Origin of the sequence: Pseudoalteromonas sp. S2893, assembly GCF_005887105.1 — a bacterium.
Lineage (GTDB): Bacteria > Pseudomonadota > Gammaproteobacteria > Enterobacterales > Alteromonadaceae > Pseudoalteromonas > Pseudoalteromonas atlantica.
Genome location: NZ_PNCY01000018.1, coordinates 1 through 14,969 on the forward strand (window position 1 = coordinate 1; position 14,969 = coordinate 14,969).

10 protein-coding genes are annotated in these 14,969 nt (G+C 40.6%); 6 read left to right on the forward strand and 4 right to left on the reverse strand.

The features are described from left to right. Nucleotides 1-352 precede the first annotated feature (352 nt). A complete protein-coding gene (gene gppA / locus CWC04_RS11225) occupies nucleotides 353-1,846 on the reverse strand; it encodes a guanosine-5'-triphosphate,3'-diphosphate diphosphatase (RefSeq protein ID WP_138685463.1) in 1,494 nt (497 codons plus the stop codon). Between the two features lie 44 nt (nucleotides 1,847-1,890). After that, a complete protein-coding gene (gene rhlB, locus CWC04_RS11230; protein WP_024032051.1) occupies nucleotides 1,891-3,168 on the reverse strand; it encodes an ATP-dependent RNA helicase RhlB in 1,278 nt (425 codons plus the stop codon). Nucleotides 3,169-3,259: 91 nt separating this feature from the next. Between rhlB and trxA the strand changes: the two genes are divergently transcribed. Beyond that, on the forward strand, nucleotides 3,260-3,586 hold the full coding sequence (gene trxA / locus CWC04_RS11235; RefSeq protein ID WP_004588957.1) for a thioredoxin TrxA: 327 nt from the start codon (nucleotides 3,260-3,262) through the stop codon (nucleotides 3,584-3,586). A gap of 182 nt (nucleotides 3,587-3,768) precedes the next feature. After that, complete coding sequence (gene rho / locus CWC04_RS11240; protein ID WP_004588958.1) at nucleotides 3,769-5,028, forward strand: transcription termination factor Rho; 1,260 nt, start codon at nucleotides 3,769-3,771, stop codon at nucleotides 5,026-5,028. 223 nt (nucleotides 5,029-5,251) lie between these two features. On the opposite strand, the gene CWC04_RS11245 is transcribed toward rho, so the two are convergent. Then, complete coding sequence (locus tag CWC04_RS11245) at nucleotides 5,252-8,065, reverse strand: tetratricopeptide repeat-containing hybrid sensor histidine kinase/response regulator (protein ID WP_138685464.1); 2,814 nt, start codon at nucleotides 8,063-8,065, stop codon at nucleotides 5,252-5,254. A gap of 75 nt (nucleotides 8,066-8,140) precedes the next feature. Here CWC04_RS11245 and CWC04_RS11250 point away from each other — a divergent pair, with 75 nt between their 5' ends. Next, complete coding sequence (locus CWC04_RS11250; protein WP_138685465.1) at nucleotides 8,141-8,704, forward strand: DNA-J related domain-containing protein; 564 nt, start codon at nucleotides 8,141-8,143, stop codon at nucleotides 8,702-8,704. Here CWC04_RS11250 and dbpA read toward each other — a convergent pair whose 3' ends face one another. Then, nucleotides 8,705-10,093 carry an ATP-dependent RNA helicase DbpA gene (gene dbpA, locus CWC04_RS11255; protein WP_055019977.1) on the reverse strand — a complete coding sequence of 463 codons (1,389 nt, stop codon included), beginning with the start codon at nucleotides 10,091-10,093 and terminating at the stop codon, nucleotides 8,705-8,707. Nucleotides 10,094-10,299: 206 nt separating this feature from the next. Here dbpA and CWC04_RS11260 point away from each other — a divergent pair, with 206 nt between their 5' ends. From CWC04_RS11260 to CWC04_RS11270, 3 genes are all read left to right on the forward strand, one after another. After that, a complete protein-coding gene (locus tag CWC04_RS11260; RefSeq protein WP_138685466.1) occupies nucleotides 10,300-12,378 on the forward strand; it encodes a TonB-dependent siderophore receptor in 2,079 nt (692 codons plus the stop codon). A gap of 152 nt (nucleotides 12,379-12,530) precedes the next feature. Then, nucleotides 12,531-13,931, forward strand: coding sequence for a M20/M25/M40 family metallo-hydrolase (locus tag CWC04_RS11265; RefSeq protein WP_138685467.1), 1,401 nt, complete (start codon nucleotides 12,531-12,533; stop codon nucleotides 13,929-13,931). Nucleotides 13,932-14,024: 93 nt separating this feature from the next. After that, nucleotides 14,025-14,966, forward strand: a complete 942-nt coding sequence (locus CWC04_RS11270) for a tetratricopeptide repeat protein (protein ID WP_055019974.1) — start codon at nucleotides 14,025-14,027, stop codon at nucleotides 14,964-14,966. Nucleotides 14,967-14,969 lie beyond the last annotated feature (3 nt).

Below are 14,969 nucleotides of genomic sequence, written 5' to 3' on the forward strand. Positions count from 1 at the left end.
GTACGAGTGCCCACACAGATGATTGCTTTATATTGTTAAAGAACGTTGCGATTAAAGCGTTAAACTTTATCTCGCTAGGGCTGCGCATCTTACGCTTTCCTATTTTTTTGTCAACACTTAATTTTGTTAAACTTGAAAGTTTTTAAAACTAAGTTTTACTCAACTCACTAAGTGGTTTGCTTGCCTCGCTAAGCGTTGCCTGCTCTGCCGTCTCAGTGGGGTCGCATTATAGGGAGATCCGAAAACAGATCAACCCTTTTTTGAAGAAAACTTGAAATAAATGACTGTTCGCGTGAAATTGTAGCAAAGTGGTTACTTTAAACACTAAAAAGGCCCTTACGGGCCTTTTATATTAGTTTACGATGAGTTTCCAACCGAGTTTACTTTGCAATTTAGACTCTTGTTGTAGCTCACTAGCCATAAGAGGGTGTTCTTTTAACCAGTTATTGGCAAACTTTAAGTCTAAGGTGTCTTTTTCTACAGATAACTCTATTTTAGGAAGTACGTCGTCTTGTCGGCGCATCGATAATATTACGGCAATTCTTAATAACCTAACTAAGTATTGGGTAAGTGTACTATGTGCACCTAAAACGTCGAAGCTGCCTTTTTGAATATCGGAGCGATGAGCATTGGCAACAGCAGCAATCACTTTATGTTCAGATTGTGAAAAACCTGGCATATCGGTGTTTTCTATAATGTAGGCTGTGTGTTTGTGATATTGCTTGTACTCTATTAATAAACCAATTTCGTGTAGTTGTGCTGCGGCTTTTAAAAGCGGCAACGCATTTTCACTAACAAGCGGCCAGCTTTCACCTACCTGCTCTGCCAGTTGAATAACTAAGCTCGATACTCGATTAGCTTGCTTTTGATCAACATGGTAACGTTCCATAAACCCATCAACAGTGCGTTTACGAATGTCGTTGTTATGAAGCTCGGGCACCATACTGTAAAGCACACCTTCGCGTAGTGCACCGCCAGCTAATCCCATTTTTTCAATTTCAAGCGATTCAAATAGCGCAATTAAGATAGCAAGACCAGATACAAAAACTAATCTGCGCTCTTCGCTTAGACCAGGTAAGTCTAGTGCAGCGATAGTGCTAAACGTTATTGATTGCTCTTTTATTTTATTTAGCTTTTCTAGGGTGAGTAGTTCATCTAAGTGTTGCGCAACCATTATTTCTTGAATGGCTTGCACCGTGCCAGAAGCACCCGATGCAATTTGCCAACCTGCTTGTTTATACTCAGGGGCAATTTCATCAATAACTTCGTGGGCAGCTTTGATGGCAGCGTTAAAGTTTGCTTCACTTAATTGGCAATCTTTAAAATAGCGCTCTAAATAAGTAACGCACCCCATATTTAAGCTTTTATAGTGCAGTGCCTCAAAGCCCTTACCTATGACGACTTCGGTACTTGCACCACCAATATCAATAACTAGCTGCTTGCCAGTGCATGATGAAGTGTGTGCTACGCCTTTATAAATAGTGCGTGCTTCGAGCTCACCACTTATTACATTAATAGTATGGCCTAAGATTTTTTCTGCTTGTGCTTTGAAAACATCGGCATTCGTCGCAAGACGTAATGTGGCCGTTGCTACTATGGTGATATTTTGTTTTGGAATGTCTTGTAGGCGCTCAGCAAAAAGTGCAAGGCACTCCCAGCCTCGCTGCATTGCCTCAGTGCTTAATACGTTATCTTTATCAAGCCCTGCGGCTAATCTTACTTTGCGTTTAACGCGGCCTATAGTTTGTAGGCCGCCAGCAATTGATTTAGCAATTAGCATATGAAAGCTATTTGAGCCTAAATCAATGACTGCATACACATTTTTTTGCGGTTTAAATTGCCCCACCGTTCAAAAACCTCTAGTTACTACTACGTACAGTAACGGCCGAGTTACGACCGTCCTTTTTGGTAACTATTATTTGGGCGACGTCCGTTATTATTACTACGATTACGTGGGCCTGTAGAATAGTTGCGCTTTCTTTGAATAGTAGGCTTTGTTAAATCATCTAGCAATGCGGTTTTATCATAATGTGATAAAGGAATGCTGTGCTCTATATACTCTTCTATTTCATGCAGGTTATAAGCGTACTGCTCACATGCAAAGCTAATTGCATGACCTGATGCGCCCGCACGACCTGTACGGCCTATACGGTGAACGTAATCTTCACAATCATCTGGCAGGTCAAAGTTAAATACATGACTTACCTCAGGGATATGTAGCCCACGTGCTGCCACATCGGTTGCCACTAAAAAGTCTAATTCGCCTTTGGTGAATTGCGCTAATATAGATTGGCGTTTTTTCTGGTTTACATCGCCAGTAAGCATACCTACCCGGTGGCCATCGGCTTTTAACCAGGCATACACTGTTTCACAGCTGTGCTTTGTATTGGCAAACACAATGGCTTTCTCTGGCCATTCTTCCTCAATTAAAGTTAATAGCAGCTTAATTTTATCTTCTTGAGAAGGATGAAATAGCTCTTCTTTAATTCGCTTACCTGTTTTAACGTCTGGCTCGATTTGAACGTGCTCAGGGTTGGTCATATGTTCAAAGGCAAGTTCTTGCACGCGATAAGAAAGCGTGGCAGAAAATAATAGGTTTAATCTATCTGCTGTATCTGGCATACGGCGGAACATGTAACGAATGTCTTTTATAAAGCCTAAATCGAACATACGATCGGCTTCATCAAGCACAACTACCTCAATTTCATTAAGGGTGTAACAGCCTTGCTTGTACAAATCGATTAGGCGACCTGTAGTACCAATTAAAATATCAACGCCTTTTTCTAATTGTGCACGTTGTTTTTCGTAATCTTCGCCACCATATACTAAACCTAAGTTAAGATTACAGTGCGGCGCTAAAATTTTAGCATCTTTGTGTATCTGAATCGCAAGCTCCCGAGTCGGGGCCATGATCAGGGCTCTTGGGTGTTTACTAGGTGCTTTGCTAGATTGTAATAACCGATGGCACGTGGCAGTTAAAAACGCCAACGTTTTGCCCGTACCTGTTTGTGCTTGGCCCGCGATATCGCGTCCGTCACAAATAAAAGGTAGGCATTTTGCTTGAATGGGTGTGCAATATTCAAACCCACTTTCGGTTAAACCGGCAACCACTTCCGGTGCGATAGCAAAGTCTGAAAACTTTTTATCGGTCAAATGTGTCTTAGTCATAGCGTTTAAGCATAACGTTTAAACTTGCAATAAGAAACAAGAGTGTTTAAATACGCACTAAATATTTCGCCTAACTAAATCGGAGAGCGCAATGAGCGAGAAAATAATCCAAATTACTGACGATAGCTTTGAAGCTGACGTATTACAATCAGACAAGCCTGTACTAGTAGATTTTTGGGCTGAGTGGTGCGGACCTTGTAAAATGATCGCCCCTATCCTTAATGAAGTAGCTGATGAATACGAAAGCCGTGTAACAGTTGCTAAATTAAACATCGACCAAAACGCGGGTACGCCGCCTAAATTTGGTATTCGTGGTATTCCTACTCTGCTTCTTTTTAAAGACGGCCAAGTAGCTGCAACGAAAGTTGGTGCGCTTTCTAAAACTCAACTTATTGAGTTCTTAGAAAACAATATCTAAGTAAAAATTAAAAAAAAGGGCGTTTTTGCCCTTTTTTTGTGTTTATTTTGTATAAAGACTGGACGCTATGCCAGTGAACTGCTAGTTTATAAAGCCAACTAATCCTTAGTTATATTCAACAAACCTCACTCAACTATCAAAGCGATTTTGAGTATGACAATTGTAATAAAGAACCCACCAATATGCATTTACGCGAATTAAAAGACAAGTCTATAAAAGAACTTGTAAACTTAGCTGAGTCCATGGGGCTCGAAAACGTAGCCCGCTTAAGAAAGCAAGATATCATTTTTGCCATTCTTAAAGCACACGCCAAAGGCGGAGAGAACATCTTCGGTGGCGGTGTACTAGAGATTTTACAAGATGGTTTTGGTTTTTTAAGATCATCAGAAGCATCTTACTTAGCTGGCCCAGATGATATTTATGTATCTCCAAGCCAAATTCGCCGTTTCAGCATGCGTACTGGCGATTCTATTTCAGGGCTTATTCGTCCACCTAAAGATGGCGAACGCTACTTTGCTTTATTAAAAGTAAATGAAGTTAACTTCGATAAACCTGAAAACTCTCGCACTAAAATTCTTTTTGAAAACCTTACCCCACTACATGCAAACGAACGTTTTCGTATGGAACGCGGTAACGGCAGTAAAGAAGACATTACCGCTCGTGTACTTGATTTAGCATCTCCAATTGGCCGTGGCCAACGTGGTTTGTTAGTAGCACCGCCTAAAGCGGGTAAAACAATGCTACTGCAAAACATTGCACAATCAATTACTCACAATCACCCAGATGTTACATTAATGGTTTTACTTATTGATGAGCGTCCGGAGGAAGTAACCGAGATGCAACGCCTCGTTAAAGGTGAAGTTATTGCATCAACGTTTGATGAGCCAGCTTCTCGCCACGTACAAGTTGCAGAAATGGTTATTGAAAAAGCAAAACGTTTAGTTGAGCACAAAAAAGATGTGGTTATCTTGCTTGATTCAATCACCCGTTTAGCGCGTGCTTACAACACTGTTATTCCTTCATCAGGTAAAGTACTTACCGGTGGTGTTGATGCTAACGCACTGCACAAGCCTAAGCGCTTCTTTGGTGCTGCACGTAATGTTGAAGAAGGCGGTAGCTTAACAATTATAGCTACAGCACTTATCGACACGGGCTCTAAAATGGATGAAGTTATCTACGAAGAGTTTAAAGGTACCGGTAACATGGAACTACACTTAAATCGTAAGATTGCTGAAAAGCGTGTATTCCCTGCCATCGACTTTAACCGCTCTGGTACGCGTCGTGAAGAACTACTTACTAAGCCAGATGAGCTACAAAAGCTGTGGATTTTACGTAAGATTGTTCATGAAATGTCAGAGATTGATGCAATGGAATTCTTAATTGATAAGCTTTCTATGAGCAAAACGAACGATGAATTCTTCGATTCGATGAAACGCCAATAAGCGCGTTTTCGTTACATAAAAAAAGCGCCTAGGGCGCTTTTTTTATGTGTAAACGACTAATACCAATCGGCTTAGATATTTAGCCTTTCTAGCATACTAAATAAAGCGTTAATGGCGTTATAAATTTCTTATGTAGAACAACTAGGTGTCAAAATTCATGCCTTATGACCACTCTATTTATCTGTCGCTATAAATGTCTAATAACCTAACACGATTGGTATAATTAACTCTCGTTATATTTTTTAAGTACACGCTGTAATTCATCTACAAGCTTTTGAATGTGTTCTTTACTTTGGCTTTGTTTATTGAGTAAAGCCATATCGAGATTTTTAGCGGCCTTGGCAATATCGTCTAACGCAAACATTTGCGCAGCACCTAAAATACGATGGCTGTCTTTTTGTAGTGCTTCTAGGTCATTACTATTATGGTGCTGACTTATGGTTTCGCTTTCAAACGTGAAGCTTTGCTTAAAACTTGTTACTAAGTCGCTCATGTCTATCTTAGCTGTATAGGCTGCCTCTTGTTTTGCTTCACCTAGATGCTGGGCAAGGGTGTTATAAAACGCGTTTTTATCTAGTGGCTTACCTAAATACCCTGTAAACCCTAGGGCAAGATAATCATCAACTTCATGGCTCATTGCATTGGCCGTTAAAGCAAAAATAGGCGCTTGAAAGCCGCACTGTTGCAACAACGAAAACGCAGCACGCCCGTCCATAATAGGCATTTGTATATCAAGCAGCACTAAATCTGGGTATATTTGTAGGCACTTCTCAACCGCTTGCTCGCCATTTTCTACCGCAATAACTTCAAGCCCCATAGAACGTAAATAACGACTTATGAGTCTGCGATTGTCGGGATGATCCTCAGCCAGTACTACACGCCCGGTTAACTGCTTAACCTGTTCAGCGGCGCTTACATGTTCGTACTCATCTGGCTCTTTTTCAACTTCTACACAGGGTAAAAACAGCGAAAACTGACTTCCGCGTTTAAACTCACTTTGTACGCTAATGTAGCCGCCCATCATAGAAGCTAGCTGTTGAGACAAACTAAGCCCTAACCCGGTGCCACCAAAACGGCGGCTAATACTGTTATCGGCTTGGCTAAAGCATTCAAATATTTGTTTTAGCTGTGATGAATTCATGCCAATACCGGTGTCTTTCACTATAAAAACAAGCCCTTGCTCGGTTTTGTTTAAAGACACAACTACCTGCCCCGCCTGCGTAAACTTAACAGCATTAGCACATAAATTAATGAGTATTTGCTTCACCCGCATTAAATCGAGCTTGGTATAAAACGCATTGCCTACATGGTTATCAAAACGAATTTGTAAATGCTTCGCCTTAGCCTGCGTAATAAACATGGCATGTACATCGCTAACTAGCTGCACTATGTCAAAGCACGAAATATTAAGCTCTAATCTGTTTGCTTCTATTTTACTTAAATCGAGTACGTCATTAATTAAACTTTTTAAGTGATCGCTATGTCGTTGAATTATTTTTAATTCATCTTGTAGGTTTTCAGGCTCGTACAAACCATTAATTAAATCATCTGTTTGACCTAAAATAGCGGTAAGAGGGGTTCTAATTTCATGGCTAATATTTGCCAAAAACTGGCTTTTAACATCATTTGCTTCTCGCAACTCTTGGGCAATAGCTTGTAGCTCTGCTGTACGCTGCGCGACTTGTTCTTTTAATAACTGCTTGGCACGCTTTTCGGCGCCCCGACGATAAAGCGCGGTGCCCGTTACAATTACTAAAAATAATAAAACAAAAATAAAAACCGTAAGCTGCGAGCGTTGGCTCATTTTTAACTTTTGTACTTTTCGTTCTTGCTTAAGCTTTTGAATTTCTTGATTTAACTGAGTAGCTTTAAACTGATTTTGTAATACAGCTAAGGCGCTGGTAATTGTTTCGCTATTTATACCGCGCTGCTCTGCTACAAACTTTTCGTGCAGAGTTAATGCCTCAGCGTAGTTGCCTTTGCTTGCCTCTAGGAGCGAACGCGTACCAAAAGCATCGCGCTTTATACGCACACTATTATATTGTGTGGCCAAATCGGTTGCTTTATCTAAGCTTTTTTGCGAATCAGCAAGCTCGCCTCTCACAAATTGTATTTTAGCCAGTGCATGTAAGGCGTTAAGCTCTAAACTGTGATTAGCAATTTTAAGGGCATTTTGCACCCCCAATTTAGCTTGCTCGTAGGCAACATCCACGTTATTAAGAATTAAATTGATGTTTGCTAAATTAGTATATTGGGTAGATAACTTATTATAATCATTGGTAGAAATATAATAGCGCAGTGCCATTTGGTAATAATGCAGCGCTAAATCAAATTGCGAACTTTCGTAGTAAGCAACCCCTAAATTATTGTTAACTTGCGCTATACCGCTGGTATCAGCTAATTTTTGATAAACTTTAAGTACTTCTTTATAAAATAAAATGGCGCTTTCGTAACGTGATAACCTTATGTACACCCCTGCTATATTTAGCAAAATATCAGCTTGGTCTTGAGCACTGCCCTTTTTCTCATAAATCTCTTTTGCTTTTAAATAATATTCGAGCGTTAGCTCCATATTATTCATTTCGAAGTACGCTAAACCAATATTACTAAGCAGGTTTGCAAGCTCTACTTGCTTATTGTTTTTTTCAACAATCACCATGGCACGGCTATATTCAACAATAGCTTGCTGAAAATATCCCTGAAAATAAAACACAACGCCTTGCATTTTAATGGCTCTAAAGTGCATATCTGGTAGGTAGTTTAAGGAGGTGTGCTGTTCTAATTTTTTAAAATACAGCAGGGCATTTTCAAAATCATCTGAGGAGAAGGCTAAATCGGCAAGTTCAGAATACACACTGACCTTTTGGGATTCTGTAATATTTTTTGCTTCAAGCAGTGCATTACCGAGCGTGAGTTTTACGTCCCACTGCTGCTCTTTTTTAAATTCATCAAATAAAGATACACTATTTTGAGCAAAGCTTGGCAGTATGAACACACAACATAAAACAAATAAAAGGCACTTCAATTTGCCTTGCATAATATTATTCCTTCAAACTTTAGCTTTAGTCAGTGTAATCTTTATTGAAGATACACAACAAAACGAGTGCAAACAATGCTTAACCCCCTGATTGATGAGATTTTTGAGCTACTTTTAACTCAGCGTGTTTGGAAAGTTCATACCTTAGCTGCAACACTCGCTCAACAAGGGGTGTTACCACCTTTAGATGCAAACCCTGAGCAAAATTTATTTAAAAAGAATTTTTTAATTATGAATGCTTTATTTGAGCTGCAAACACAGCTATTACCCAAGCACTTAATTATATCGTCATTACATATTGAACTTGTAGAGCCAAGTAGCAATGTAGCAACGCAATCCCATTTAAAAAGTTACTATTTAAACTGGGAAAACTACGACACCAATGCCAAAGACATAGAGGCATTATTAGATAGTTTTTGGCAGCAATTTAGCCCACTAATAAAGCAACCAGTTGGGCATATTGAGTCATTACTTAAGGCTTGGCAATTACCGCCAAACTTTAGCCTGGCTATGCTACAAAAGCGCTGGCGGCAATTGGCATTAAAACATCATCCCGATAAGCAAACTGGGAGTGCATGTCAATTTAGACAAATAAGAGCCGAGTATGAGCAGCTAAAGCTAGCTGCTCAAAACAGGTAATTAGCGGGTAAGGCGACGGGCACGAATTTTACGCCCTTTAATATTGCCCTCGGTTAATTTACGTAGCGCAGGTTTTGATGCATTGCGCTCAACGGCTACAAAGGCAACGTTATCGAGTACATTTATTTTACCTACTTGGCGTCCTGCAACACCATCTTTGCCAGTAAGTGCACCTAAAATATCACCAGCGCGCACTTTTTGCTTTTTGCCCGAGTCGATCATTAGGGTAACCATTTCAGGCTTGTAAGGCGGCTTTTCTAATAAACTAAAAGCAGGCATTGGCTCTGGCAAAAAGTCTCGTTCGTAATGGTCGCCTATTTGCGCCACTTTAAACTGCTCAGCTTCACCGTAAATAGAGCACGCAATGCCTTTTTTACCCGCTCGGCCTGTACGCCCTACACGGTGCACATGGGTTTGTGGGTCGTGTGCTAAGTGGTAATTTATTACCATATCCATGTCGTCAATATCTAAGCCTCGCGCGGCAACATCGGTAGCAACTAATATTGAGGCACTTTTATTAGCAAAATGAATTAACGTACGTTCGCGATCACGCTGCTCTAAATCACCATGCAACGCCACTGCGCTAAAGCCTTCACTTGCTAAATCATCACAAACTTGTTGTGTTTCTACCTTGGTATTACAAAAAACAACACAGCTTTGTGGTGTAAATTTAAGTAGTAATAATTTAAGTGTTGAGTAACGCTGTTTGTTGTTATCCATTTTGTAAAAGTATTGCTTTATTGTGCTTTTTTCTTGCTCTTCTTCTACTTTTATCATCTCTGGATTTTTTAATACGCGCTTTGCAATAGCTTCAATTGCACGCGGAAAGGTTGCACTAAATAACAACGTTTGACGATTTTGCGGTATGCGCTCAATAATGGCATCAAGGGTATCTTGAAAACCCATATCAAGCATTTGATCTGCCTCATCAAGTACCAGCGTTTCAACATCGTCTAAACGCAGTGTGCCTTTGCGAATATGATCGTCCACTCTCCCAGGTGTACCCACAATAATATGCGCCCCATGCTCAAGCGAGCCTATTTGTGGGCCAATTGATACTCCACCACATAGCGTTAATATTTTAATATTGTGAATACCGCGGGCAAGTTTACGCATTTCTACCGCCACTTGCTCAGCCAGCTCGCGCGTAGGACAAAGTACAAGCGATTGAATACGAAAACGTTTTACATTTAATTTAGCTAACACACCTAAACTAAAAGCAGCTGTTTTACCTGAACCCGTTTTTGCTTGCGCAATGATATCTTTACCTGCCAAAACCGGCGGTAAGCTTTGCGCTTGTACAGGCGTCATTTGCGAGTAGCCAAGTGTTGATAAATTATCAACTAAACCAGCAGGTAAAGCCAAAGATGAAAATGCAGTAGAAGTCACAATTAATTCCAAAATAATAAAAACAACACAGGGCTTAGCCCCAAAATATGAGCTGTATAATAGCAGAATTCAGATAAGGCAACCATTAATACCCGATGACCATTATTTTACGATGTGTTAAATCTTGTTAATAAAAGAGTTGAAAATGATACTAGTTTTCATTAAGATCTCCAAAAATTTTAACACCCTAACACTGGATGTAATTGATGAAACTAAACTCACTGTACGTAGCACTTGTTGGTGCCATTAGCACAAGCGCCTTTGCCGCCCCTACTGACTTAGAGCGAATTGAAGTTAAAGGCAGCTATTTCAACGACTACAAAGTCGACAACGCCAACGGAGCAATGAGAACATCAGCGTCATTGTTAGAAACAGCGCAATCAGTAACGGTTATTAGCGATACAATAATTAGCGAGCAATTAGCAACCACTCTTGGCGAAGTGCTTACTAACGATGCAAGTTTAACTGCCGGCTCTCAACAACGTAACCGTGAAGTATTTAACTTACGCGGCTTTGAACTTAGCTCTTCAACAGGCTACTTACGTGATGGACACCAACATTGGTCTCACTACCAGCAACCGATTGAAATTCTACAACAAGTAGAAGTTATTAAAGGCCCATCAAGTATTTTATACGGACAATCAGGCCCTGGTGGCTTGATAAACATGGTGACAAAAAAGCCTACGGCAACTACATTATTTAACGCCAGCGCAGATGTAGACCAACACGGCTCTACCCGCTTTATGCTAGACGCGGCTGGTGCACTTACCGACGCTGAAGATTTACGTGCACGTGGTATTTTAGTAAAACAAGATGTTGATTACTGGCGCGAATACCAAAACGGCGAAAACCGTGAACGCGACCGTTTTTTAGGCGCTGTAATTGTTGATTACGATTTAAGTGACAACGCATTAGTACGCGTGCATTACGACCGCACAGACGACAAAGCAGGCCTTGATACAGGTGCATGGATAGATGACAACGCTAATGTGATTGGTGATGACAAAACCATTCGCGATATGTCTTGGGCGTTTACCGACATAACGGTAGAAAACTTAGGCGTAGATTTTGAAGTGTACTTAAACGATCACTGGCAAGTTAAGCTTGGTTACAACGAGCAAACATTTGAGCGCCAGCGTTTTGAGTCATCTCCTAGTCGAAATTCTTACATCTCACAAACGAATACATACACTTCGAACCCATACGATCGTTTTGATGATTGGCAATTCACCACTGCATTTATTGATTTTATTGGTGAATTTGAAACGGCTGGCATACAACACCAATTTCTAATCGGTGCGAACTCGCTTGACTACTATTATGGTCAACTACGCACATCTGCTGATTCATTTAGTTTTACAGCAGGCCAAAATGAACCTGCCCGCCCAGATGTCAGCTATAAAACTGATCTCACTAAAAGCGAAACTGAATATGACTACTACGGTGTATACGCCCAAGATTTAATTACTTTTTTACCACAATGGCAAGTGTCTGTTGGCGGTCGCTTTGATAAGCAAACACGTGAAGGACAAAATAACGAGTCGTTTTTGCCTAAATTCGGCGTGCTTTATCACCCGAATGCATCTGCAACTATTTATGCCAGTTATACAGAAGGTTTTGAGCCACAAAACGAAACCATTACTAACGAAGAAGATATCAACTTTGGTATGAAAATAGATGCTGTCACCTCTGAACAAAGAGAGCTTGGTATTAAATGGCAGCTATTTGATGAGCGTTTAATGCTTAGCGGTGCTATTTTCGATATAAGTAAAAATGGAACCTTAGTTACAGAACAACTTGAAACACCTATCGGCTCAATTACCACTGAAACAAACCAAGTTGGTGAACAGCGTCATAAAGGTTTTGAAATGGCAGCACAAGGTGCAGCAACTGACCGTTTATTTGTTATGGCATCTGCAATGTATTTAGATGCTAACTATGAAAGAGCGAACGAAAATCTACAAGGTAAACGACCTACCGATGCCCCTAAATGGTCTGCATCACTTTGGACACGCTATGAGTTAAACGACACCATTGCGTTTAATGCCGGTGCTTTTTATGAAGGTGAACGCTTTGCAGATAGTGATAATTCTATTACCAAAGATGCCTATACACGTATAGATGTTGGTGCAACTTATAAGTTTAACATGAGTAACACCGATATAAATCTTCGCCTTAACGTTGAAAATCTATTTGATACTGATTACTTAGGTGGCGGCGGTAATGGTAATGTAACTATTGGCGAAGGCACCAATGTACGCCTAGCAGCTCAATTTAGCTTTTAAGTTATAAAACTTATACTTATAAAGCCCGCACAATAATAATTGTGCGGGCTTTTTACTGCCTATTAAAAACACCACTGCATTCATCTCATCTATTTTTTAAAGCCTTTAAAAAGTGCTCTAATACACTTAATTATAAAAAGGCTTAACTCTATATGAAAAAAATTATTACAGCGCTACTAATGACTAGCAGCCTCAGCGTTAGCGCAAACAATGCAGAATTCACCACCATGCAATTACAACAGGTTGATGAGGTGCGCACTGCTGCACTTAAAAGCCATTTAAGCTACGAGCTACTCGAGTCACTCACAACAGAAGTTGGCCCTCGCTTACCCGGCACTGAAAACGATAAAAAAGCAGTAGCATGGGCTAAAGCAAAATTTAACGAACTTGGTTTTGATAAAGTATGGCTTGAAGAAGCAACATTTCCAAAATGGCGCCGTTATAGCGAAAGCGGAAAAATACTCACCCCAAGTGAGCAACCTCTGCATTTAACTGCGCTGGGTAATAGTGTAAGCACACCCGATGATGGCATTAGTGCACCGGTTGTACTGTTTGAAACATTGGATGAGCTAATTGCAGCACCAGCAAATAGCTTAGAAGGTAAAATTGCCTATATTAATTACCGCATGAACCGCGACATAGACGGCAACGGATACGGCCCCGCAGTAAAAGCACGTGCCACAGGCGCAATTGAAGCTGCAAAAAAAGGCGCGGTTGCTTACATGATGCGCTCAGTGAGCACAGCTCACCATCGCTTTGCTCACACTGGCGGTAGTTACTATAAAGAAGGGGTTAAAAAAATACCTAACGTAACTATTGCCAACCCTGATGCGGATCAAATAGCGCGCTTAGTGGCTTTAAACAAAAAGGTAACGGTTAATATAAATGTACAAACACAAAGCCTAGGAGAAGGCACAAGCTATAACGTTATAGGCCAATTTAATGGCACCGATAACCCAGAACAATATGTGTTAATTGGCGGCCACCTAGACTCGTGGGATTTAGGCACTGGCGCATTAGATGATGGTGCCGGTGTTGCGCTAACAATGGCTGCGGCTAAACACATTAGCGATGTTAAACGCCCTAAACGTAGTATTCGTGTTGTACTTTTTGCAGCAGAAGAGCTTGGACTTTGGGGTGCAAAAGCTTACTTTGCACAACACAAAAGTGACTTACACAATATAGTTGCAGCTGCTGAGTCGGACTTTGGCGCCGATGTAGTATATGGTTTTGAGTCAAGTGTTAATGCGGCTTCTCTGCCAGTAGTCCGTGCCATAGCAAAAGAGTTGGCTCCATTAAATATTGAGTACATTGGTAAAAACCAGGCTAACGGCGGGCCGGATTTAATCCCATTAAAAAAAGCGGTGTCGGCACCTATATTTGAGTTGGCCCAAGATGGCACTGATTACTTTGATTACCATCACACAGCTGATGACACACTCGATAAAGTAACGCCTGCTAAACTGCGCCAAAATACCGCTGCGTATGCTGTATTTGCGTTAATGGCAGCAGATGCCAAAACAACAATTCAACCGAAAGCGCAGACTAACTAATAACTGACATACTTACTTACAGTTTGTCGCTTTAATAAACGCACTCCTTGTTTTACCTTTATATAAATTAAATAAAACAAGGAGTGTGCGGGCATGTTGCTTTTCAATACGAGTCAGTCGTTTCCTCATTTTGCACAAACACAGTGCTGCCCTAACTGCCATAGCCGCGCCTATCATCTAATAAACCAAAGTCGTTTTTTACGCTTTACGGTTATTCCTGTTTTGCCTTTAGCACTAAACTATAAATACGAATGCTATCAATGCGGCCATAATGCGCCTGTAAAATTAAAGCAGTTACCGATGTTTGAAATTTTCACTCTACCTAAATACTTTATAGGGGTACTTTTAGCGTTATGGGTGGGGTTATTTTTTTACCAACAACACGCTGCAGCGCAAGCGCAAAAGCAAAGCTACTTAACTAACCCTAAAGCCTACGATACGTATTTAGTACACGCTGATAAATTTACTCATGAGCCATGGACACTCACCAACTTAAAAGTTGCGCAAGTTTTAAGTTTTGACGAGCAGTTTATAACGTTTCAAGTAAGTAACTACAGCTATAAGCGCAACAAAGGCATTACTACTGCAATGCGTACCAGCTTATTAGTACAAAGAGGTTACTTCTCAGATGACAAAATTACTTTACCTCGTAGCGAAGTAAAAAGACTTTACAACGACGGGGTGATTTACGACGTACTGCGCCCCTCAGCAAACAGTTTATATGGTGGGTTTGTTATGTTTCCGCCAAAACCAAAACCGCTATATAAAGGTTTAAAGCTCGACAAAAATAACCAACAAGGCATTACATATTTTAAAAACGGACAGTATAGCGATGCGCTTGAGAGTTTTACTCTAGCCGCAAATGCCGGCTCGCAATGGGGGCAGCTCAACCTTGCGCAAATGTACCGAGATGGACAAGGCGTAACTCAAAATGTACAAACAGCAAAACATTGGTATGAGCAGGCAATAGCGCAAGGTAATAGCAAAGCGAAAATAGAATTAGAGGAAATGTGCGATAAAGCAAACTGCAAATAAAAA

Excerpts from the sequence above, each read along its gene's own strand:
- rhlB (WP_024032051.1), bottom strand. The coding sequence starts at position 3,168 with ATGACTAAGACACATTTGACCGATAAAAAGTTTTCAGACTTTGCTATC.
- trxA (WP_004588957.1), top strand. The coding sequence starts at position 3,260 with ATGAGCGAGAAAATAATCCAAATTACTGACGATAGCTTTGAAGCTGAC.
- rho (WP_004588958.1), top strand. The coding sequence starts at position 3,769 with ATGCATTTACGCGAATTAAAAGACAAGTCTATAAAAGAACTTGTAAAC.
- CWC04_RS11245 (WP_138685464.1), bottom strand. The coding sequence starts at position 8,065 with ATGCAAGGCAAATTGAAGTGCCTTTTATTTGTTTTATGTTGTGTGTTC.
- CWC04_RS11250 (WP_138685465.1), top strand. The coding sequence starts at position 8,141 with ATGCTTAACCCCCTGATTGATGAGATTTTTGAGCTACTTTTAACTCAG.
- CWC04_RS11260 (WP_138685466.1), top strand. The coding sequence starts at position 10,300 with ATGAAACTAAACTCACTGTACGTAGCACTTGTTGGTGCCATTAGCACA.
- CWC04_RS11265 (WP_138685467.1), top strand. The coding sequence starts at position 12,531 with ATGAAAAAAATTATTACAGCGCTACTAATGACTAGCAGCCTCAGCGTT.
- CWC04_RS11270 (WP_055019974.1), top strand. The coding sequence starts at position 14,025 with ATGTTGCTTTTCAATACGAGTCAGTCGTTTCCTCATTTTGCACAAACA.